Origin of the sequence: Ktedonobacter sp. SOSP1-85 (genome assembly GCF_016587415.1) — a bacterium.
In the GTDB taxonomy this organism is placed as follows: Bacteria; Chloroflexota; Ktedonobacteria; order Ktedonobacterales; family Ktedonobacteraceae; genus Ktedonobacter.
Genome location: NZ_BNJI01000001.1, coordinates 4,890,436 through 4,911,702 on the forward strand (window position 1 = coordinate 4,890,436; position 21,267 = coordinate 4,911,702).

General features: G+C 54.3%; 18 protein-coding genes. 3 read left to right on the forward strand and 15 right to left on the reverse strand.

Annotation, left to right across the window (positions count from 1 at the left end):
* The first annotated feature begins 82 nt into the window (after nt 1-82).
* The gene (locus KTE_RS20445) at nt 83-1,309 is read left to right on the forward strand and encodes a thioester reductase (RefSeq protein ID WP_201384079.1); all 1,227 of its coding nucleotides are present in this window, start codon (nt 83-85) and stop codon (nt 1,307-1,309) included.
* A gap of 147 nt (nt 1,310-1,456) precedes the next feature.
* Nucleotides 1,457-2,452, forward strand: a complete 996-nt coding sequence (locus KTE_RS20450) for a Na/Pi cotransporter family protein (protein WP_201384081.1) — start codon at nt 1,457-1,459, stop codon at nt 2,450-2,452.
* A 234-nt stretch (nt 2,453-2,686) separates the two neighbouring features.
* Here KTE_RS20450 and KTE_RS20455 read toward each other — a convergent pair whose 3' ends face one another.
* The 15 genes from KTE_RS20455 to KTE_RS20525 form a co-directional block, all read right to left on the reverse strand.
* A complete protein-coding gene (locus KTE_RS20455; protein WP_236600499.1) occupies nt 2,687-3,637 on the reverse strand; it encodes a DUF3102 domain-containing protein in 951 nt (316 codons plus the stop codon).
* Nucleotides 3,638-3,642: 5 nt separating this feature from the next.
* Nucleotides 3,643-4,413 (reverse strand): hypothetical protein, encoded by a 771-nt coding sequence (locus KTE_RS20460; protein WP_201384085.1) that lies wholly within the window; start codon nt 4,411-4,413, stop codon nt 3,643-3,645.
* A gap of 18 nt (nt 4,414-4,431) precedes the next feature.
* Nucleotides 4,432-7,497, reverse strand: a complete 3,066-nt coding sequence (locus KTE_RS20465; RefSeq protein ID WP_236600500.1) for a type IV secretory system conjugative DNA transfer family protein — start codon at nt 7,495-7,497, stop codon at nt 4,432-4,434.
* Complete coding sequence (locus KTE_RS20470) at nt 7,494-10,223, reverse strand: VirB4 family type IV secretion system protein (protein WP_201384094.1); 2,730 nt, start codon at nt 10,221-10,223, stop codon at nt 7,494-7,496. The genes KTE_RS20465 and KTE_RS20470 overlap by 4 nt, the downstream gene beginning before the upstream one ends.
* The gene (locus KTE_RS20475) at nt 10,220-10,672 is read right to left on the reverse strand and encodes a PrgI family protein (protein WP_201384096.1); all 453 of its coding nucleotides are present in this window, start codon (nt 10,670-10,672) and stop codon (nt 10,220-10,222) included. The genes KTE_RS20470 and KTE_RS20475 overlap by 4 nt, the downstream gene beginning before the upstream one ends.
* Before the next feature lie 61 nt (nt 10,673-10,733).
* Nucleotides 10,734-11,120 (reverse strand): hypothetical protein, encoded by a 387-nt coding sequence (locus KTE_RS20480; RefSeq protein ID WP_201384098.1) that lies wholly within the window; start codon nt 11,118-11,120, stop codon nt 10,734-10,736.
* A gap of 23 nt (nt 11,121-11,143) precedes the next feature.
* Complete coding sequence (locus tag KTE_RS20485; RefSeq protein ID WP_201384100.1) at nt 11,144-11,842, reverse strand: CHAP domain-containing protein; 699 nt, start codon at nt 11,840-11,842, stop codon at nt 11,144-11,146.
* A 25-nt stretch (nt 11,843-11,867) separates the two neighbouring features.
* The gene (locus KTE_RS20490) at nt 11,868-13,019 is read right to left on the reverse strand and encodes a type IV secretion system protein (protein ID WP_236600501.1); all 1,152 of its coding nucleotides are present in this window, start codon (nt 13,017-13,019) and stop codon (nt 11,868-11,870) included.
* Nucleotides 13,020-13,746: 727 nt separating this feature from the next.
* The gene (locus KTE_RS20495) at nt 13,747-15,219 is read right to left on the reverse strand and encodes a hypothetical protein (RefSeq protein ID WP_201384102.1); all 1,473 of its coding nucleotides are present in this window, start codon (nt 15,217-15,219) and stop codon (nt 13,747-13,749) included.
* 264 nt (nt 15,220-15,483) lie between these two features.
* Nucleotides 15,484-16,236 (reverse strand): winged helix-turn-helix domain-containing protein, encoded by a 753-nt coding sequence (locus tag KTE_RS20500; protein WP_201384104.1) that lies wholly within the window; start codon nt 16,234-16,236, stop codon nt 15,484-15,486.
* A gap of 102 nt (nt 16,237-16,338) precedes the next feature.
* Nucleotides 16,339-16,920, reverse strand: a complete 582-nt coding sequence (locus KTE_RS20505) for a hypothetical protein (protein ID WP_201384106.1) — start codon at nt 16,918-16,920, stop codon at nt 16,339-16,341.
* 41 nt (nt 16,921-16,961) lie between these two features.
* Nucleotides 16,962-18,158, reverse strand: coding sequence for a class I SAM-dependent methyltransferase (locus KTE_RS20510; RefSeq protein ID WP_201384108.1), 1,197 nt, complete (start codon nt 18,156-18,158; stop codon nt 16,962-16,964).
* Nucleotides 18,155-19,093 carry a class I SAM-dependent methyltransferase gene (locus KTE_RS20515; protein ID WP_201384110.1) on the reverse strand — a complete coding sequence of 313 codons (939 nt, stop codon included), beginning with the start codon at nt 19,091-19,093 and terminating at the stop codon, nt 18,155-18,157. Before KTE_RS20515 ends, KTE_RS20510 begins: the two co-directional genes overlap by 4 nt.
* Before the next feature lie 69 nt (nt 19,094-19,162).
* Nucleotides 19,163-20,065, reverse strand: coding sequence for a helicase (locus tag KTE_RS20520; RefSeq protein WP_201384112.1), 903 nt, complete (start codon nt 20,063-20,065; stop codon nt 19,163-19,165).
* Between the two features lie 45 nt (nt 20,066-20,110).
* Nucleotides 20,111-20,608 (reverse strand): hypothetical protein, encoded by a 498-nt coding sequence (locus KTE_RS20525; RefSeq protein ID WP_201384114.1) that lies wholly within the window; start codon nt 20,606-20,608, stop codon nt 20,111-20,113.
* A gap of 190 nt (nt 20,609-20,798) precedes the next feature.
* On the opposite strand from KTE_RS20525, the gene KTE_RS20530 reads away from it, so the two are divergent.
* Nucleotides 20,799-21,017 carry a helix-turn-helix transcriptional regulator gene (locus tag KTE_RS20530; RefSeq protein ID WP_236600502.1) on the forward strand — a complete coding sequence of 73 codons (219 nt, stop codon included), beginning with the start codon at nt 20,799-20,801 and terminating at the stop codon, nt 21,015-21,017.
* Nucleotides 21,018-21,267 lie beyond the last annotated feature (250 nt).

The following is a 21,267-nucleotide window of genomic DNA, read 5'->3' on the forward strand; positions in this document are numbered from 1 at the left end:
GAGAAGGCAGGCACTTTCACTGTAGAGTTTCTAACAATGACAACATGTCATATTGTCGTCAAGTACTAGAAAGAACGTAGTTATGAGTCGAACGTTTTCCCACTCTACGTACACGCAAGGTGAGCAGCAGGAACTACCGTCCTCCAATGTGCTCCTTGAGAGGGTGCTTACAAAAAGCGAGGCTCCCCTCGATGCAGTGGTGTTGCAGTGCCTTCCTTCTCTTCAAGAGGAAGAAGCCTCTCTCTTACAGGCATGGCAGCAAGGACGTCCAGTGCTAACCAACATCGTCACAACGCAACTTGGACGTGTGGGGACTATCCTTCTTTCCCTGGAGAACTCGCTTGGAGAAGAACAGCAGCAGCACAAGGTCATTCAGCAGGCCTGCCAGGCGGTAGCCCTTGCCCGGGCCTGCAGTGCACGAAGTGTGGCCCTCTCCGCGCGTCTTGCGTCACAGACCAATGGAGGACACTTGATTCAAGAGAATCAGTACGTGCGTGCTGGTCATCGTCCACGTGTCACGAGCACAGATGCAACCACCAGTGCCGCGTTCCTGCTGACTCTGGAATGGGTCCTGGCTCGCGTTGCCCGTGATCTTTGCCGGGAACGTGTGGCCGTGATGGTAGGACCTGATCCTCTCGCCAGCACCTGTCTTCGCCTCCTGCTCGCGACGTTGCCACATCCTTTCTCTCTCACCCTCTGTGTGTTTCCAGATCAGGACACTCCTGTTGAGGAACTGGTGGCAGCACTCCAGGCTTCAGGTTTTGAGGGGGAGACAGTGCTCTGTGAGATGCAAGGAGGAGAAGGGGTTCCAGATGTGATGTATGAGGCAACCCTGTTCTTTGGGACATCCAGTTTGCTTGAAGGACTCGATATAACGCGCCTTCGTGCCGGGACACTTCTGTTCATGCTTGCAGGTCTCTCTCCACTGGTGTCAGAGCCATTCCTGGCGCGGATGTGCATACAGAAAGACATCCTTGCTCCCCAGGCAGATGAACTGACCTCTCCGATGCCGATGCAAGAACGCCGAGCCTTTGAGAAAGGGTCCATGCTTGACCTGCTTCTACAAACGAGGGAAGGGTGCGGCGTGCTCACGCCGTACCAGATACATAGTAGCCTGCTTGCAGGACTTGCAGTCGCAACACTTGAGGTTCCCCCAACGCTTGGACAGGTCGACACCAGGACGGCGCAAGGTCACTACTTTGCGCTCAGACGAGCAGGATTCCGGGGAACGGCTCCTTATCTGGGTATGCAGACCTCCGCATCTGCCTATCTGACGCAGTTTCGTGCTCGCTTTCGCACGCGTTCTTGATGGGTCCAGACGATGCATACCTTCTTTCTGTACGCCTGCTTATCTGGTTTCGCATCAAGTACTCTGAAGACATCTGCTGAAACACGGAGCGGGCGAGTCATGCGTTCTTTCTCACGCACCTGTGCAAGAGAGGGAGGTGGAAAATACATGTTTGATTATGTACTCTTGATACAAATATTCTTTGCACTTCTCACGGGCATGGGCCTCTTGCTGTATGGTATCCGGTCGTTCACCGAAATGGTTGAGCATATCCCGAGTAGTCATGTTCGCCGCCTGTTTCTCCACGCGGCGCGTTTTCCTGTGATTGCCTATCTCGTGAGTCTTCTCATGACGGCCTGCTTGCAAAGTTCGAGCGCGATGTCTTCTCTCCTGATTGAACTGGTCGGCACGGACCTTGTGCCATTTTCAACGGCGATTGTGATGCTACTTGGCGCCAATGTTGGCTCGACCCTGGCGGTGCAGTTGCTGTCCTTCCATGTCACAGATTATGCACTCAACATCGCTGGTCTTTTTGCCTTGCTTGCGCTCATGACTGCCCGCACCCGCTGGAGGCGTGTCGGGCAAATGGTGTTTCCCTGTGGCCTCATGTTGCTCGGCCTTTGTACCCTCTCGCAGGCAAGCGAGCTTCTGGTGAGTAGTCCATGGGCGGGAGTGATACTCCAGGCAGGGGTCAGTTCACCGCTCTTGCTCCTTCTTTTGGGAGCGGCATTGGCGATGCTGCTCAATTCGAGTACGGCGACTATCGGGCTCGTGCTTGTTCTGGCTTCACGTCACACGTTGCCCTTGGTTCCCGCCCTGGCAGCGATGCTGGGGGCAAATATTGGAACGACGCTGCCTGCGCTGCTCACGGCGGTGTCACACCATGCGGCGTTGGGGCAGCGCCTGGCATTCATCCATACAGGAATGAAGTGTCTGGGGGCATGTCTTCTCTTTGTGGTGTTACAGCCTCTTGCCGCCTTGCTCGCTGTGTGCTGGCAGACTCCTACGCTCCAAGTTGCCATGGCGCACTTTGGATTTAATGTCCTGTTGACCTGCTTCTGGATGCCTCTGGCAGGTCCACTGACCTGGCTGCTCGCACATCTGGTCCCTTCACGAGAAAAAGCGTCTGTATGCCAGATCTCAGAGCCTGCTCGCTCTCCCTGACCGTCGTCAGTATCAGATAGATGAGCGGCGAAAAACGTGTGTGTGTCCAGGTTTTCCACAGTGTTCTTTTTTCGATGTGGAAAACTTGTGGAAAACCTGGACAGGAAAGAAAATACGAGTTGACCAATGAAGCATGTTGGTCAACTCGTGTTTGTGCGTGGGATGGGGGGACAGCGTATTGAGGTAAGAGGTGCTTCTCTCTGCATCACTGTTCTTGGAAGAAGCAAGCATCTCTCACCCGGCTTCAACAGTAGAGGAAGAATGCGCGTGGAGCTGGGTGACTGCCTGGGTTAACTGTGTCAGGATCTGTTCGATCTGTTCCAGTCTGACCCAATCTTCAGCCTCAAAGGCTTCGAGCATGAGAGAGGAGGGCATGCTGGCGAACAGCATTCCCCCACGCTGAAGAAATTCCATGGCGATTTCGCGCCAACGCATCCGTGCCTGCTGCTCGCGGCTCAAGGTATTGCGTTCAAGCACGCTTTCCCGTGCTTGCTCGCTCACACTGGCAAGGTGGCGTGAGAGCATGTCGCGCTGGCTGATCAGCTCTTTGACGTGCTGCTCTAGTGTCTGTATGTGTCGTTGGACCTCTGCTGGAAGAACAGGGGCCTCCTGTGCCTTGTGTTGGTGAAAGGCAATCTCCTCACGGAGTTGCTGGCGTTCTTGTTCCAACAGTTCGATCTGCCGACGAAACTGGAGCAGTTTGTCATAGTCTGGTGCCTGTTCCTGTGATGAAGCCATCACAGCGTCTCCCATTGTCTCCTGGCGTGCCTGCTCTTTGGCCGCGCGCACCGCTGGGAGCGTGGGCGCAATCTCGTGCTCTTCAATCTGCTTGAGCACGTTATCGGGGGCATTGAGCAGTTCGTAGAGGACCGAGATGGGGATGGCACCAAACCGATGGATATCCTCTCCAAAGCGCTCCGCTACGCGCATAAAGTTCTGGCAGCTTTGCCGGGTCAATCCCAATTCCCCTTTCACCCAGGTCATGAATTGCCCGTGAGGTAGGCGCTCTTTCACAGCGTGCAGATTACGTCCAATCTGGATCACATCTTCGGCAGTTCGTTTGAGATAGCCCTGGGTTTCAACGGTTTTCTGGTAGACGAAGTGACGGGTCTCTTCGTCAAGAACGGTGTAGTCGAACGCGAGATGCTGAACTGGTGGCTGAGACGTGTGTTGAGGCGTTTGCATGCTCGTCATTCCTCCTTTCCCTTGGTGACACGCTGGGATGCTTCCTCTGCCTGCTCTGCATGGGGCGCAATGAGAGGCAGAATTGCCTGCGGTAAGGCCGCTCCCTCGGGCAATGGAGGGAGCGAGGGAAGTGGGTGGCGAAGAGAGACCGGGTGATCGAAGAGACGCGTTGCCTGGATCTCAAAGAGATGCTCGATCATTTCTTTTGCCTGTTCAGGTTGCCTCACGATGTGATGAATGGCCTTGGCTATTTCCGTCGTCATGGTATTGAGCGTCATGAGGTTCTTCATCTCCATGGCGCACCAGCTATCGGCAAAGGCCTGCTCGTTTTGCTGGTACGTCCAGGCGTGGTGTTTGGCCTCCATCACTTTGCGCAGGATCACCAGGGCGGTCACCTGCTCAAACCACTGAATCTGCGCCGGGGTACTGAGCCAGCGGTAGCGTTGCGTGTACTTGGTGAGTAGCCAGGTGCGATAGAGTTTGGTGAGCGGTTCAGCGCTCTGCGTCAGCGAGAGGACGTTGATGGAGTGCTGGAGGGAGGCGAGAAACTTGTTCCAGGTGCGCTCATCAAAGAGATCTTTGCCGTGCATGAGATGAGGCCTTCCTCGCGGATCGACCAGTTCCAGGTCCGCTGTGAGGTGATGCAAGCTCAAGCACTGCGTAAAGTTGGCACCGCGTACTGCCGAGAGCGCCTGGCGTTCGGCATGTTGCTCAAGAATGAGGGCTTCTGTGTGTTCCTGATCGATGGGTGTGCGAGGTGCATGGAACAGGTGCATGGATGTCGTTCCTTTCTGCTAGTGTTTTTCTAGGGTCCCCAGGGGAGGAACAGGCTGAGAAGTAGCCTGTTGTCCCCCAGGCGCAACGGATGCTTCCTGGGGAGGCATTTCAGTACTCTCTGTTGAGGCCTGTGCTACTGATGCCTTTGGGCGGCGAATACGGACCCGTTTCTCGCTTGATGCGCGGGTCTGTTCGTCTTGAGCGATGAGCGTTTGTGCTTCCTGCGTGTGTGGGGCTTCCTCTGTTGCCTCCAACGGTGAGAGCGTGGATACGGGGAGGATGGCAGGTGAGGAGGAGTGTGCCACAGGTCGGTCGTCTGTTTCCCGAACAGAGGCGACGGACTCCAGGTGTGGGAATGGGGATGCTGTCTGTTCATGGAGACTCTCTTTCTTGCGTGGACGCGCTCCATGGCGCGCATTGAGCAGATCAAGCAGGGCATCGGCCTCATCGACTGGGCGACCGTACCGCAACGTACATTGCTCGCGCAGGTGCTCTGCCACGGACACATTCCCAGCAGGTGGCAGATCAAGTCTGAGGGAAAAGAACGGAAGGCGTTGCCCTTTGAGTGACCAGCGCGCGTAGCAGGTGTAGTCGGGGAGGTTGGTCACGTCTTCAGGACTCAAAAGATGGCCCAGTTCGTGCCGTAGCAGGTAGGCATCTTCTCCGGCAAGCGTAAAGACAAAGAGATGATCGCTGTTGGCAAACACCGTTGGACGCAAGGCCCGATCGACGACATCGAGTTGGGCCAGTGATTGGGTTGCCAGGACCAGGAAGGTGCCGGCTTTGCGGAGTTCACTCAGGATGGAGCCGTAATTGACGGGGTAGTTTTTGAACTCGTCGACCAGGAGCAAAAAGACGTTGCGCTCTGACGGTGGAAGAGAGAGTTGCCGTGAGAGCGCCGCTGAAAAGAGTCCTAGGACGGATGCACCAATGAGGGAGGAGACATCCTGGCCGACATGCCCGCTTGCCGTATTGACGAGCAGGACCTGGCCCTGTTCCACGATCTGCGAAAAGTTGATGGTTGAGGTGGGTTGCCCAAGCAGGCGCCGTGAGATCGGCGCACTGGCAAAGGCCGAGATTTTGGTCAGGACGGGCGTGGTAATCTCATCCTGCATTCTGGCATCAAGACGTTCATAATACTGGTGCCACCAGTCAAGCACGTGCACATCCTCCACCAGGTCGAGGACGCGTGCACGAAAGCTCTGCTTATTGAGCAAGACTGTGAGATCGAGCAGGGTATATTGTTGCGCCGGACCCTGGTGGGGATCCGTATGTACGAGTGTCCGGTTGGCCTCAAAAAGAGCCTTGAGTGAAAAGCGCATCACATTTTCCACACGCGGTCCCCAGGCCGTGCTCCAGATGCCTTTGAAGGTGGTGAGAAGATGACTGACGATGAGGTCTGCTTCTTCCAGGGACGCGACCTGTGTGGCATCAAGGGGATTGATCCCAGGAGGAAACCCCTGTTGATGCAAATCAAGAAGGACGACTTCCTCTTCTCGTTCTGGCGGCAGCAACCCCAGAAGATCCTCGATTAAATCACCGTGCGGCTCGATGACGCAGAGGCCGGGGTCTGGCTGGAGACAGGTAGAGAGATGCGCCAGCGCCAGGTGGTGAAAGAGGGTGCTCTTGCCTTTTCCGGTCCGCCCGATCACGAATTTATGCTTGAGGAGTTCCGAGGGAGGAAAGCGCACCGGCACACTTCTGCCAGCATGGGTAGAGGTGCCAAGCTGCCACCCGTTCCCGGTCGTGAGCACATGGGGAGCGAGCAGCGAGCGTTCTTGCCGTTGTTCGACATTGGTCCCTTCACTCAAGTGGTCTCCAGGTGGTAAATGCCAGAGGGTTGCCACTTCTTCCCCGGTGAGAAAGAGTGGGCCCCATTGGAGGCCCCTCCACCAGGTGCCTTCCTGCGCCAGGCGCTGGGCGTGATGTGCAGAGAGTCTGCGGGTGGTAAAGTAGGCCGTTGAAGTGTGCGTATGCCTGTAGGCGGCAACGAGCATGGCATGCATCTGTTGATGGCGTCGTTGCTGTGCTCGTTTCTGCTGCAACGTGTGCCAGGAGGATGTGAGCCGTGCTCTGATGATGGTGGCGAGTGCCTGTGGCGTCTGCATGAGCGGTTGCGTCTGATGGGTATCCATCTGGGGAGCCTCTTCGATGAGATAGAGACGCAGACGCGCCCGGTAAGCACTCTTGCCAATTTTCTCGGCCACCCGTTTCATGTCATAGTATCTCGTCCCCCCAAACAGACGCTCTCCTAGCCAGCATATCCCTCTGATGGTTCCCGCGATGAGCGTGATTCCCACCACCAGCCCTATCCCAAGAATGGCCTCTTGGGAAGAGGAGAGATGTGGAAGTGAGCCATGCAGGAGACTCAGCACGTCCTCCTGAAGCCACGAGGGGAAGAGATGATGTGCCTGGGCGTAGTTCCAGACGAGCAGGAGCCCTACCACGATGCCCAGGAGCACGAGTTGTTCCCAGCCGGGCGTGCCCCGGCGCAGACGCCCTTGCGCCTCTCGACGCTGCTCTCGCTCTTCCTCAAGCGGGTGTTCGACGGCGAGACGTTGATACTTGCGCGCCCAGGTCGGCGGCAGCGGAGTGAGCGCCAGTTGCGTGATTGCGCGTATCCCGACAGGAAGATGTTCAAGCGTGGTGAGCACCCCGAGCAAGGGATCGATCCCTTGCTCATGTGGTTTTCCGGGGGACCAGGATTGCAGTGTCTCGTAGGCTTCGCCCCCGGCCCGCAGCTCCATCGCACTCACGATCTCATGTTCTTGTAGGTGTAACGGGTCTTCTTCAGGGGGAACGTGGCGTACGATGGCCTGGGGATAGCGCACCTGGATCTGCCGTGTCGCGGCACGTAGGGCGTCTTCAGACCGGGCGCGCAGGAGAAATTGCACGCTGCGTGCCTGATGGGTGTTGGCAGGTGTGCTTGCGATTTCCAGGGCGAGTGCGCTTCCTTGCAGCACCAGGGATTGCATGGTGCCTTCCAGGGCGCTACGTTCAACCAGCGTCATCCCACGAGCAGGGATGATGCGGGCGGCAAAGGAGAGGGACTTTTGCTGTGTCAATGGCCGGAGGTTCTTCATGCTCTCTTTCCTTCCTTCTGTGTCTGCTGGCGTTGAACTGCCAGTTCTTGTGGGTCAGTGGTGATCAGGGCATGCTCTTCAGGTGAGGCGTTCATTTCGACCAGCATGCGTTTGGAGCCGACGGAGAGCAAGGCTCGGTTCTGTGGCATGGAGAGGAGCAACTGCTCTTCTTCTTGTGTCAACCCGAATGCCTCACTGGCTGCCTGAGCACCGACGCTATCCAGGCGTTTTAAGACTTTGATGAGCGCGTTCTGCGCGATGATGTTGCCGTAGGGGTTGAGAATGAATTGCTCCGGGTTCTGGGTGATGGTGACCAGGCTCAGGTAGTGCTTGCGCGCTTCACGTGCCAGGCGTTCCAGAAATCGCCCTCCTTCCTCGTGTGCGATGAGCGACCAGGCCTCATCAATGTAGCAACGCCTGGGGCGTGGATGAAAGAGGGCCTGCGACCAGATGAGTTCCGCAATCAAAAACATGCCAATGGGACGCAGTTCTCGACTGCCACGGAGCTCGCTCACATCAAAGCTGATGAGCGAGGTCTCAAGCGTCACACTGGTCTGGCGATTGAAGAGGCCAGAGAGGCTGCCATGGACGTAGCGCTCCAGCCGATCAGCGAGCCCATAGTCATCCTGGCCGACCACTCCGCTTTTGAGCACATCGTAGAGATCGCGCAAGAAGGGCGCCTGCCGATCATGGGTGCGTGGGTCAGTTGTAATGCCTACCCGCCGGTAGCACTCGTAGAAGGCCCGATCCAGGAAGGCTTTCTCACGCGCAGAGAGCGTGGTAGGATGAGGGATGTATTCCGCGAGGAGCAAATCCAGGAAGGCGTGCAACTGCGTCATCTTTTCCGCGAGCCGATCTCCACGCCGCTGGGTGGTGACGTACCAGTCCATGTCCACGCCCCGCGGGAGCACATCAAAGGGGTTGATAGCGTGCTCTGAACCCGGCGAGAGGCGAAGGACCGTCCCCCCAAACACGTTGACCAGGCGCTCATATTCGCGGGATGGATCGAGAATGAGCACCTGGGTATCGGGATGGCGGAAGCGTTGGTGCAACAGCCACAACTTGACGGCATAGGACTTGCCACTTCCGGTGACTCCTCCCCAGAACTCATGGGGGCTTTCCAGCGCCCAGGGATTGAGCAGGACGGGTTCACCACTCGTGGTCACGCCCACAAAGGTGCCATCCTGCATGGCGAAGGACTCACTCATGAAGGGGAAGGTGCAGGCGGCGACTGTACTGGTGGTCGTGAAGGTGCGCCCCAGCGTATCCGTACAGGTGGGTTGGCATGCGCGGAAAGCCTCAGCATGTTCCAGGGTGGTTGGGTGGGCCACAAAGAGATGCTGATGCAGGATCTGGCGCAGGCGCTCGGTTCGTTCATTTAGCGTGGTGAGGTCGGGCGCACGAACTAACAGATAGAATCCCATCTCCAGCATGCTCTCTTCCCCGGATGCCAGCGGCCCAATGAGCGCCGTCACATCGGCTTCAGCAACCTGGAGGGTCGGGTCCTGTTGTCGGCCTCGATGCAGGTTCATCCGCTGGGTAGAGGCGTACTGCTCTTTGCGGAAGAGGAGTCGCTTGACGAATTCCGCCGTGTTTTGCGGCGAGAAATGGAAACACAGATCAAAGATTTCATCACAGGCGAGCAGCGGCGAGAGACACCCCTCCACAATTTCGCGCGGGAACCCAACGACGGCGAGTCCACGCACATATTCCTCGCCAACCTGCATGTAGCGCGAGGTAACGCGAACGCTTTCCGGAGCCAGCAGGTCTTTGAGAGCCATGAGATCAGCAGGGGCCAGCAAACGGTCACGGGCTGAGGGCAGGAGCAAGGCCTCTTCCATCTGTGCAGTATACGGATCGAACGATGCCTCTTCCTCCTGTGATGTGGGTGAAAGCACATCAAGGGCTGGACGCGCGAATGGTTTATCCGAGAGCGCGAAGATGCTCTCAGGCAGCGGAAAGCCCAGCGCTTGCTCTCCCTGGAGCGCGCCATGCGTCAGATCGGCCAGCTCTTTGCCTGCCAGCCGGTGGCTGAGTAACCCCATCGCGGCCAGTTGATGCTGTAGTGCCTGAATGCGGGTAGCAAGGATCTGTTGGGCCTCATCCAGACGCTTCTCTCGCGCACGTGTTCTGGCTCGACGGCTGAGCAGGCGCCAGAGGGAGCTGTTCCAGGTGCTCTGTATCCCTTCCTGCTCACTGCTGATCAGGAGATAAAAGCGACGATCAATGAGCGTGCGTTGTGCTCCAAGGAGACGCATGGCGCGTTCATGCGAGATGGCAATCTCTGAGGCTTCTCCTTGCCAGAGGTCCTCGTGAGTATAGAGTTGTTCTACATAAGAGGAGAGATCCATCGGCTTCGAACGAATGAGGATCTGGATGGGAAAACGCAGCGAACGCAGAAGGGCGCGAAAGGCCAGCATCATCGTCGAGCGTTCCTCTTGAGATTTCAGGGTGTAGTTGGTCGCCCGTATCTCAAGAACTGCCAGATAGTCACGTTCTTGCGGCCCCTCTGCCAGAGGCGCACGATTGACCAGTACATCCTGGACAATGTGATCGAGAAAGACAAACTGGCGCTGCACGCTTCCATGTTTTTGGCTCCGTCGATGCTTGCGACGAGCACGAGGTGGACGCTGGCGGCGTGCACGCTCTTTTCCCACTTGTGAACGCTCCTGTCGCACTGTGAGGAGCACTGGTTCGTTGGCAATCTGCTCATCTTTCACGATCATGACCATCCCTCCTGTTCGTGTTCACTCTGGCTGTGTTCCTCCTGCCGTGTATGGGCTCTTTTTCGTGCCTGTCGTGTGCGTTGCTCGACCTCATCCCATTTAGCGCTGCGCCAGACGTAGGTCATCGGAGCCAGGCGCGCGCGCATCCAAACTACGACCCAGAGTTCAAGCGAGCGATCTGCAATCTGGAGAAAGGTGAAGGCGAGCGTTCCCAGAATGAGTGGGAGCACGACCAGCAAGGCGAGGCCTCGACTCCAGAGGAGCCCTCCTCCCCAGGCCATTGCCCAGGTCAGGACCTGGAGAAAGAAAGCATAGGTCACACTAGCCCCGGTGATCAGTACCAGGAGTTGACGAGCTGTCAGTCCAAAGAGCAGCTTATCAGGTTCGTTCATATGCGTGGGGACGGTGTAGGTCTGCCGTCTTATGGACGCATCTGTCGTGTGGGTCATCGCAAAATACTCCTTTCGTTGCTGGAAGATGGATGTGGCTGGACGTCTCTTACGCATTCCATCAGGGGGCAGCGTTATTGATGATGGACGAGATGGCCGTTGCGAGCAATACGAGCGCCAGTCCTCCCAGGGCGCGGTAGAGCGCGGCCTTCGCGTGATCCTGGGATCGCTCATGAGGAAACATGAGACCGATCGCACCCCACGCAAAGAAGAAGAGGGCGACGGCATACGCCACGGGTTTAATGCCGTTGTCATAGAGATTTTTGAAAAACTGGGTGATGGTCGAGGCATCTCCACCTCCTCCAGCATCTGCTATGGCGAGTGGGAAGAGGGGATGGGGAATGGGAGGGTCCGTGAGCCAGCTCACAAGGCGAAGCGTGGGCAGGCTTCCCAGGACCCGCATCACGGTGGCTGCGAGTATTGGATGCCAGTAAATCATGGTCATCATCGTGTTCTCCTTTTCGTTCTTTGTTAGGAAAGGGTCAGAGGGTGTAGGTAGCCCACCACTTCAAAGGCATTCCAGTACCCATTGTGGGTATTGATGGATCCATCCGGGTTGAGCGGGAGGGTCTGAATGGGAAATTCCCCATTGGCCTGGGCAAAGGTAATGGCGGTATGGTGAGGGGCAACGCCAAGGACAATACTGACATGTCCGTAGGCCCCTCCATTCCAGGCCATGATATCGCCAGGTTGTGGAAGGTTCCCACGCGCAGGGAGGCGTTGCCAACCCGGCTCATTGGCAAAGTGCCCCCAGTACTGATTGGCATTCTGGCCCTGGACGGGGAGTGGCTGGACATAGGCATAGGCAGCGATGACGAACACCACGCACTGAAAGGTATCTGGTTGCCAGGCCGCACATCCGGAGCAGTGCGCGTTGGCCCACGCGATGATCTCAGGCGGGAAGCCCGCGTCATAGTAGTGGTCAGCGCCACTGCCCTGACAATCGGTAGGAAGGCGAGCGGGCGTGCAGTGCAGATGGGCTGCCATCTTGAGGGCCCACTGCACCACTTCGCCACGTTTTCCCGAGCCCGAGGTATCGATGGTTTGCAGACCGGGATTCGTTGTCTGAGGGACTCCTTGAGCCTGTGCGTCCATGGCGACCGTCATGCTTGTGCCAAACATTCCTAGCATGACGAGGACCATGCCGCCAAGAAGGAGAAACTTGAGCATCCCTTCTCTCCTTTCTTCCCTTTGCTTAGAGGGCCGCGATGGCTCGAATGGCCATCGACTCGACCTGGGTCGTGACTTGCGATTGGGCGGTGTCGGCTTGCTGTTGCGCCTGCAAGATTGGGCGCAGGGCATAGTTCTGGATCATGGAGGGCAAGCGCGGGACCAGGTAGAACACGGCCCCACTCAGAAGAAGCGCCACAATCTGCTGGATGATGGTGTCGAGCCCCGCGGCGGGGCCTGTGCTGATCTGGATGCTGGTGCTATAACTCACCAGGAGCCCTCCCATGCTCAGCGCCGCCACCTGGATGAATTGGATGATGACGGTTGAGACAAAGGCGGAGAGCCAGATCTGCCCCCAGCGCTGCGTTTGTGGCAGCGCCAGGCAGAGGAGCCCCAGGGGCGAGAGGGCTGTTAGGAGAGCGACCACCGCCAGGCGGACCAGCATTTGCCAGGCGAGCCAGAGCAGGTGCCAGAAGAGAAAGATCACAAACCAGACGCGGAGCAAGAAGACGAGGGCAACCTGGTCAGGCATCTGTCCTACAAAATTGATCATCAAGGACAGGGTGTCTTTGAGAAAGGAATGGAGAAATAACTCGTCGACATCCAGGCAGAGCGCATTATTGAAATCGATGATGAGTCGACAGATGTACAGGCTGATGTGGGCGGCGAGGAAGGCCACGCAGAGCCGTGGGAGCGCTTCATGCAAGGAGGGCATGGGCACGCCGATACTTCTTCCAATGAGCACGTTATAGGCCAGAAAACCAATCAGGACCACCACGGCGGTATCTAGAAAGCCCAACTCCCAGCTCACCATCTGCTGAATCTGGGTATTATTATAGGTAGCGAGCGCCGGGGTCTGGGACAGAAAATTGAAGGGATTTTGCATGAAGAGCTCGATGATGGGACGGACGACATTCCAGATCTGCTCGGTCAGATTGGCCAGAAACTCATTGCTGTAGCAGGTAACATCTCCAATGCCACAGGCGAAGGTTTGTTGTTGAGAGGAAGGGCTGAGAAGCATGCTTGTGTATTCGCTTCCACCAGCCTGGGTGGCGGGAGGAGCAGAAAGCGAGATCCCCTGAACGGCGGGAGATGCGCCAGAGGGAGCAGGTGGATGAATAGCGAGCAGCATCCCCACCATCACGAGGAGAACAATACCTCCCCAGCGTGTGAGCATGACGTACGGTCTTCTTATCATCAGTGAAAGCAATGCGTGAGTAAACAGGTGAGACATTGAGTAACTCCTTCTTCGTTGTTGATCTATCTGTGTCAGGGGTAAGTGTACTCAAAGAGGATATTGAATGGGAAGAGGAAAACCACCCAATAGTGGGCGAAGTCATTCCCAGTTTCAGGCGAAGTGAGGAAGCGGCAGTATCGTGTGGCACCATGTTGATTGATAAATCAAAAACGGTTCATGTACCCGCGGGTTGCGCAACGAGTTTTAACTCAGCAGTAATCTGGTTTGAGAATGTCTTTTATTGCTCCCCTGGTTCCATAAGACAGGGATGTTTCCAACCCCTTGCTCAAAATAAGCGGGAGAATTGAACAGGCTAGCGAAGCCGCTTCAGCCGAATACACATCTTGTTGCGCACCCCGTGGGATATGCAGTTTTTTTATTGCTTGTGTTCTGAGGGCGAGATAAAGGAGGGTGAGTGGACAGGTTGAGTCTCGTTCTTGTCCAAAAGAGAAAAAGACGTAGCGTTAAAAAGCAAGAGGAGTATCATATACTTCTAAGGAGACAAAGGAAGTTCATAAAATCAGCATTTGCCATTATGTAACCCCTTAAAAAAGGCATTGACCCTATTTTTCTTGCACTACCGGCATGCTTGCGCGGTGTTTTAGTGCTGCGGTGCAAACCAAGTCTTTCGTAGGGGTGCCGGTCCAGCATTTCGCAGTGAGCGCCCTTATGATTCATACGAACCATATCTAACCTCGCGAAGCATCTTACGAAGTAATGCTTCAATACCCTTATAATTTTGGCTGTGCCTCATTTCAACTAAGCTTTTCAATCGTTGATCATCAAAAACAAAGATACATTTTTTGTGCATCATATAGCGACCAGAAACATGTTGAATTATATCTTCTCGCTTTTTTATGCGGCGGCAAAACAAAAAACCTAAGAGACCTGTTTCTGGGCTCAGACGATCAGCTAACTGATTAAATTCGTTATTTCCCAACTTCCCATTGTAGTTTTTACATTCCATAGGAATGGAAGTAGCGTTAAATCGGTCGCATAATTCCTTGAGAAACCCTTCGCCGTAACGATCACCTATAATGTCGATGCGTCCACGATTTTGATCTACAGTGTATTCTTTTTCAAGATTTTGTATGCACCAATCAAAAATAAACGTAAGCAGCTCAAAAACGATGTCTTGATATTGAGTAGCGTAATTTTGGCCAGCAGGAGTTTTGTCAAGTTTTTTGAGTGTATCTTGGATAAGCTTATCATCTATCTCTGCCTTGCCAGAGACTACAGCATAGTCAAGGGGTTGTGGACCTTGTTCTAACTTTTGTCTATATTGACCAATCACCTCTGGATGCTTCTGAATAAAATTGCTGATGTCAGTTTTCTTTGAGGAAATTGGTGGGTCTTTTTTTATACTTGATTTTGTCACCCGAGTGGGAGGTGTTTTTAGCGCTGCTGCGAGAGAATCCAGAGCTGTTTGCTTTTCACGCACATAAAAATCTAAAACATAGTGATCGTAAAAGTGTCGATGGTTGACAGTATCTTGCTCACGACGAACAAAATCTTTAGGGATGAGTATATATGAGTCGCGCCCTTTTACGGGTAAATCATAAGATTTGGATGCCCATTGTAAAGTATCGGCATCCCAAAAGAGGTTAACGACGCAGGGCCTTGTTTCCACATTATAATGATCACATACTTCTTGGGTAAAATCAGCCAGATGATTTTTGATAACATTTGCAATAAGGTCGCTCACTTTGTCTGGCCCTAGACCATCAATATGCAATTCTAGTTCTTGTATATCAAGAATAGCTCCTCCGGTGAGAGCGTTAGATTTTGTTATTGCTTGTATAATTTGTCCTTCTTGCACTCGACCAAGGCCAACTCCCTCTCGTGCTCTTTTTGAGACACCCAAATGAATCTCTTTTGGCTCTACTAAACGACCACGTATTAAATTTTTTATTTGTATGGTATTTCCACTCTTTACTGCCTCTAACAGTGCCTGAAAATAAGATACAATTGCTTGATGACAAAGTATGGCCAGTTCTGACCCATCTTTTGCGATTGCATAGGAATCAAGGTAAAGGGGAACATCTCCATCAAGGAGAAAATCTACAAAGGGCAACTTGTATTGGGGTTGATGAATACCAAAGTATTGAGAGAACCAAAGAAAGGATTTTTTCTCTTCCAAAGGTAACACCTCAAATTGTAGAAAAAATAGTAAAATCGTTTATGATTTCTCGTTCTATAGGAGACGTTGTCGGCAACAAAAATGCCTCGCAACTCATATTGAGAGACGGGTTTAAAAAGTATCTGGCATTTAGATAGTATATCATAGTAAATATAGCCTTAACAATACTATTAAGGTTGAGTTGCGTACTTGCCTAATTTAGTGCTTTATAAGAAATACTGTTTGAAATATGGAATATATGATGAGAGCCCATAATGATATTTATTACCTGGAGATGCATGACTGTCGGAACCGGTACCCCACACCAGTGATCGTTTCAAGATACATTGGATGCCTGGGGTCATCCTCCAGTTTAAGGCGCAAGGTATGCAGGTAAACGCGAATATAGTCGACTTCTTCGTGATACCCTCTGCCCCAAACGGTATGGAGCAACGACTGATGAGAGAGCACTTTTCCTCCGTTGCGCATGAGCGTCAGCAGCAAGGTGCACTCGATGGGCGTGAGACGCAACATTTGTCCACGAACAACGACACACCGCTCCAGGCATAGTAAGCGAATCTGTTGATCCTCACTTTCCAGCACGAAGCAGGGGCCAGCCTGCTTCGTGGTGTCAGATGCCAGAGACGCTCGATACCGCCTTGCATGTCCGTGTAAGCGGGCATGCAGTTCCTGTTTCCCACAGGAAAAGAAGACATAATCGTCGGCGCCAGCATCAAGCATTCTGACAATGTGCGCTTCCTCTGTCGTCTCGGAACAGATCACCAACGGTGTGCGAGGCGTCACCTGACGAATCTGTTGAACATCACGTGAGCATGTACAGCAGGCAAGCCAGACGTCGTGTTGCATGACCCGAACGGTCATGGCAGAGGTACTGCTTGCCAGATGCATCAGGTGCGTGACCTTGAAATGGCCTCCTCGTAACTGTGGCCGCAACAGGCGCGCTTCTTCCTGCGTCCCCAGCAGGAGAATGTGAGGAGGGTGCGATTGCACAGTTCGTACGGAATATTCTGCATTCATGGTCTCTTGTGCTTTCCTTTCTTTGATGAGGCATGGCCTCGTGAGTGAGATGAGCTAGCAGAAAATGTCTATGCTCACAAATGTGAAGAACAATGCATCGGTTCAGGATGCTCTCGACTGCCAGATCGTCAGTTTGCGCTTCTGGAGGATCTGGATGACGCGCTCGACCTCCTCAAGCGGTAACCGCAGCACCAGGGCAATGTCCTCAAGAGTTCGTTGCCCATTACTGAGCAAAAAGACATGACGGATACGGACCGGAAGTGAGGTGAGAGACACGTGCTCGACGGGCACCGCATGGAGGGGAATGCGCACAGGAGCTTCCGTGGTGTTGCTGGAGATTATCGCCGATACAGGCGTTGTTTCTGCTTCAGTATCGTGCTGTTGAGGGCGAACAACCTGCCAGGGAAGCAGGCCGAGTGTGTGGAGCACCTGCAAGGCTTCACCTTGTTGCAGAAGCACTCGCTCACTTGTCTGGAGAGAAAGCTGGCAGCGTGTGATCCTTCCCTGTTCAAAGGAGAGCTCCGCGACCATGTTCTGTCCTTCTGAGAGAGTGGCAACAGGCGCTAAAGGCGGAACGATGGCAGAGAGTGAGAGCGTTGCGTGCGTCGCATACATCTGCTCACGTAAGGCAACGAGAGACAGGTGAAAGACGTGTGCTGTCTGTGTCTGATGGATGTGCTGCATATGTATGATCTCCTTGTGATATGGCTTGTTTTTTGTGCTGATCAGTCTTCTCTGTTGTCGGCTTCTTCGTTTGGTGCCTGTTCGCGTTGTTGGGCTTCTTCCTGCATGGCAAGAAGGGAGCATGGCTGCAAGCGTATGTGCGAGGATGGTTGCCCTCTATGCATACTTGCGATCGGTCGCGAGAGGCGTCCCGATGGCTTGTAACCTCGGATGATGCAGAGGTGCCAGTACCCACGAAAGGTCGTCTCAAGCAACTCCAATTGCATCTCGTGATAGGCCCGTTGGTAGGCCTCAAGTGAAAGTGGTCCATTGTCGTGGGTACAGAGAGGTGCAACGAGCTGAAAAAAGTCATCGGCCTGGTCGCGGAGCGTGCCATGAAAGGGCATCCCGGCAGAAAAGTCGAGCAGGCTCTCCTGCTGTTCAACAGCGACAAAGCCTGTCTTTGCAAGCCTCATAGGGAGGTGTTCAGGCTGAAAGGCGCGGACGGTCCGTGCTCCTGGGACAGACGGACGTGAGGCGTTCCGTCGCATTTCCAGGGAGTGTCTGTAGGCGGCACACAGGGTGCCTCCGGCAGCGCTGGTACTTTCTCCTCGTCCACATTCAAGCAGGTGGAGGACCCCTCCTGGCCGAAGGAGCCGAAAGCACTCTTCAAGAAGAAGCGGCCAGAGATGCTCAGGAAGGCTCGCATGAAGGAAACTGCCACGGATGAGGTCTATACTCTCCGCCGGGAAGGGAAGTGACTGGGAGAGTGGGCACATCTGGATATGGATGTTGCGGCATCCCTGGACGGCGGCAAAGAAGGTGGCTTGCCTGGCATAGAACTCCTGTGACGTGATGCCAATGACGTGTGTATCTGGCATCAAGGACGCAACCTGCCGCAGCCACTCACCATGAGGGTCAATGGTGAGTTCCAGGACCCGTGCCATGGGTACGCTTTCGTGGTGTTCGGGAAGTGGCGCGTGAAAATGCTGCAAGAGCATACGCGCCTGCTGTGTGCGCCGTCGCCATTCAAGGGGATGCATTGGCGATACCAACGCCTCCTCGTCAACCACCAGGGGGTCAGAGGGAGTGTAGAAGGGGTAGAGTGTTCCCTCTGGTGCAAGAGGGGATGGATAGCCCATGTCCTCGTGGAACAGTGGGACGAGGAGGCGGGATACCCTGGAGGGAGTCAGGGACTCGTTCCTGTCCAGGCAGTGCAGGCCTTGTCCCGATTGCTTATGTAAGAGTGGTGCTGTCATTGTGCTCCTCCTGCTGGTTTAGAGGCATGCACACGAGAGAGGGTCCAGAACCCCTTGAAGGTGGGGGCACTCATTTCGGCACGCATCTGCTCAAAGAGGTCTTCAAACCGCGCCGGGGTGAGGTCGGTGGTTTGATAGAACAGTGGGGCAAGCTGGTAAAAGAAGGATTCGGCATTGGTGCGCATACTGGCTTGATAGAGGGTGCCAGCCGAGAAGTCGAGCATGATCCGTTGTTCTTCCATGGCACAGTAACCGATGTCGTGCAGGAGTTCGAAGAGGGACGTGTGTTGCAACAGTATGCTGGCAAGGTCTGAGCCCTCCTGGCTTTCTTTGCGCTGAGCGAGGAGGGTCTGTGCCCGCACAGCAAGGGCCTGCTCATAGTAGTGGGTCAGCGTTTCACAGGCCGGGCTATTGGAGAAGGCCGCGATACATTCCGTGAGGCGAAGAAGCCCTCCCGGTCGTAGCACACGGAAGCATTCCCGGAGCAGACGTGGCCAGCCTGCTTCTGTAAGGAAAGTGCGTAAGAAGCGACCATTGATGAGCGTGGAGAAGTTGGTCGGGCAGCACAACGCTCGGGCAAAGTCCATCTGGAGAAATTGGACACGTGTCTGGGCCTGCATCTGGCAAAAGGTCGTGGCTTGCCGGACGTAAGAGGCAAGCGCCGAGATCCCAAAGACCAGGCAGAAGGGATCGTCAAAGGCCACATCACAGGCCCATGTCCCTCCTGGCCCACATCCCAGATCCAGGATGAGGTGAGGGGTGGTGGACGTCGTGAAGGCCATCTCTTCCAGTTCGGGTAAGGGTTCCTTGAGGGCTGAGGCGAGCATGTGATATTGCGCGATCACACGAGCTTGTTCGGCGGAGGCCAGTGGATCAAGCAGCAGGGGACCATGTGTGCTGGCTCCTGCGTAAATATAATTGGAGGCGTGAAACATCTTTCCCTTCTTTCCTCTTCTTCTCTCCTATCAACCTGACAAAATGACAAGTGCATCTCTCTCTTTGCATCAATCTCGTTGGTGCTGCGTATAGTCATGCTCTGCCCACGTTTCCTCGTGGGTGCCTGAGAGGGGCGCAGATCTATGCTTCCTGTGCAGTGGTTGCCCTTCTTCTGGTGCTCCACCAGGCTGACTGTGCTGTGTGAGAGGTGCACCATAGTAGTGTGCTTTATGGGTTTGCAGGTGGGTGATAAGGCGGTGTTTGCCGTCGGTGGCGTGCTCCCAGTGGTGGGCAAACCAGGTGGTGAGGTGCTCTAGGAGCAAGAGAGTAGGGAGCCTGGCGGCAAGCAGACGCTGCTCCTGAGTGCATTCTAGCAAGAGAGTACGTTCCTCTCGCTCTAAGAGCCCTCGGAGATGCTTAAGTGCGATGTCCTCGTGGGTGAGAGGGGCGCGATGTATGATGTTGAGTTCGGCGTTAGTGAGGAGCCCTGCTCGGGTCAGATCGGATGAGCCGACGATGGCAGTCTGTGGTGCGATGCGTACGCTATCGCGGTCGGCGTAGAAGAGAAAGCAGCGAGCATGAAGAGGGGGGTGCTCAACAAAGCGAACCTCTACGTGATCCTGCTGCAAGAAGGCAATCAGGGCTTCGATCTGCACGAGTGATCCCTCCTGGGAGGCTTGGGGATGCTCGGCGCCTGATGGATGGGGAGTGAGTGTAACGTGTGTATCCTCTAGCGGCTCATCCTCAGTGGTGGCGAGGGCTGTGGGAGGAAGCAGGAGGCGAAGGTTTCCGAGCTGTTGGAGCCCGTCACGCACAAGTGTCCACCCTTGCAGGGTGAGACGTGTCGTACAGAGATCAAGGGCTCGACCAGCGTGGTGAGCCAGGAGGTGATGTAGGGTCTCGTTGAGTGTGGCTTGCTGGTTGTCAAGCAGTAAAGGGCGCGCCGTGTTGCTTGGCTGGATGGTGTTCATGGTGAGAAACAATAATCCTTTCTGCATTGATAATCGTCACTGTGGTTAGTAGGGGTATGGGAATACTTCTGTGCCCACCAGTTCATCGGAGCAAATACCTGGTATACGTACAGGCCCAATCTGAAAGCCGTTTGGGCATGGGGTGAAGGTGTGATGGGGAAGATGGGGGTGCTGGGCAAGCCAGGTTTGAGCACGAAACTGAGCCTCCAACTCGTCACGGGCATAGACGAAATGGTAGGCATCAGTGCCTCCTCCTTCCCATCCTTCCTGCTGTTGTGCCGAGGCCGAGGCGCGGAGAAGCCAGAGGGTCAGATATTCTTCCCAGAGCACAATATCGACATTCTCCAGAGTCAATGTGAGCCTGGTGTGGTTGGAGAGCGCCTGGAGGACCTTTTCCGCATCCTGGCGATGGATGGGGTGTTGAAGTAATGCCTGGTAGACAATGCTGGTTTCTACTCTTGCACCTCGCGCTAGATTGGGCACGTCGAAGGGAAAGAGGGTCCGTATCTGCTCTAGCGTTGGCTTTTTCTTTCTTTCATGCATTGTTCAAAATCCTACTGTTTGAAAAGGTAAGAGCAAGCTAGGAAGCTGCTCTCTAAAGAGAGAAAAATTTACGTCGATTACCCTTATAAGGATAACCTTCATAGGTTATGAAAGAAGGATAGCCTATAAAGACCAATACTGTCAAGGCATAATCACTGCTATATTAAAAGGCATGGAAATCAGGTTAAAAGTGAAAGAGATCGCCATGCAGAAGGGATTTAATCAATCCTCCCTTTCCCGATCTGCTAATGTCGATTTCAAAACAGTGAAGCGGATATTTCAAGATCCCACAAGAGACGTGTCCTTAAGCACGGCTGTTAAGATTGCTTGGGCGCTTGATGTCCCTTTAACCGACATATTAGAGATACATGGCGAACCTCATGATCGCTCAAAAGAGTCTGAGGAATAATTTAAATTCCAATCAATAGAGAAGATTGCCTTTGGATCTGATGCTCACTGTAGCAAAATGGGAATACGAGAGGATCTTTTTGGCTCCTAGTGATGACCGGTCACACAAGTAGCACCTAATAAATCAGACTGATTTTACTCCTGTTGCTTGTGTGAACTCAGATACTTTGGAGAGGCAGAGAACCATATTTGTTTTGTTTTTTTCCCTTCCAGCCTTGCATTATTTTATTCCCTCACCATTTCATAACTCA

What these genes read in the sequence shown, in the direction of transcription:
- KTE_RS20445 (WP_201384079.1), top strand. Translation starts at nt 83, where the DNA reads ATGAGTCGAACGTTTTCCCACTCTACGTACACGCAAGGTGAGCAGCAG.
- KTE_RS20450 (WP_201384081.1), top strand. Translation starts at nt 1,457, where the DNA reads ATGTTTGATTATGTACTCTTGATACAAATATTCTTTGCACTTCTCACG.
- KTE_RS20455 (WP_236600499.1), bottom strand. Translation starts at nt 3,637, where the DNA reads ATGCAAACGCCTCAACACACGTCTCAGCCACCAGTTCAGCATCTCGCG.
- KTE_RS20460 (WP_201384085.1), bottom strand. Translation starts at nt 4,413, where the DNA reads ATGCACCTGTTCCATGCACCTCGCACACCCATCGATCAGGAACACACA.
- KTE_RS20465 (WP_236600500.1), bottom strand. Translation starts at nt 7,497, where the DNA reads ATGAAGAACCTCCGGCCATTGACACAGCAAAAGTCCCTCTCCTTTGCC.
- KTE_RS20470 (WP_201384094.1), bottom strand. Translation starts at nt 10,223, where the DNA reads ATGATCGTGAAAGATGAGCAGATTGCCAACGAACCAGTGCTCCTCACA.
- KTE_RS20475 (WP_201384096.1), bottom strand. Translation starts at nt 10,672, where the DNA reads ATGACCCACACGACAGATGCGTCCATAAGACGGCAGACCTACACCGTC.
- KTE_RS20480 (WP_201384098.1), bottom strand. Translation starts at nt 11,120, where the DNA reads ATGATGACCATGATTTACTGGCATCCAATACTCGCAGCCACCGTGATG.
- KTE_RS20485 (WP_201384100.1), bottom strand. Translation starts at nt 11,842, where the DNA reads ATGCTCAAGTTTCTCCTTCTTGGCGGCATGGTCCTCGTCATGCTAGGA.
- KTE_RS20490 (WP_236600501.1), bottom strand. Translation starts at nt 13,019, where the DNA reads ATGCTCACACGCTGGGGAGGTATTGTTCTCCTCGTGATGGTGGGGATG.
- KTE_RS20500 (WP_201384104.1), bottom strand. Translation starts at nt 16,236, where the DNA reads ATGAATGCAGAATATTCCGTACGAACTGTGCAATCGCACCCTCCTCAC.
- KTE_RS20505 (WP_201384106.1), bottom strand. Translation starts at nt 16,920, where the DNA reads ATGCAGCACATCCATCAGACACAGACAGCACACGTCTTTCACCTGTCT.
- KTE_RS20510 (WP_201384108.1), bottom strand. Translation starts at nt 18,158, where the DNA reads ATGACAGCACCACTCTTACATAAGCAATCGGGACAAGGCCTGCACTGC.
- KTE_RS20515 (WP_201384110.1), bottom strand. Translation starts at nt 19,093, where the DNA reads ATGTTTCACGCCTCCAATTATATTTACGCAGGAGCCAGCACACATGGT.
- KTE_RS20520 (WP_201384112.1), bottom strand. Translation starts at nt 20,065, where the DNA reads ATGAACACCATCCAGCCAAGCAACACGGCGCGCCCTTTACTGCTTGAC.
- KTE_RS20525 (WP_201384114.1), bottom strand. Translation starts at nt 20,608, where the DNA reads ATGCATGAAAGAAAGAAAAAGCCAACGCTAGAGCAGATACGGACCCTC.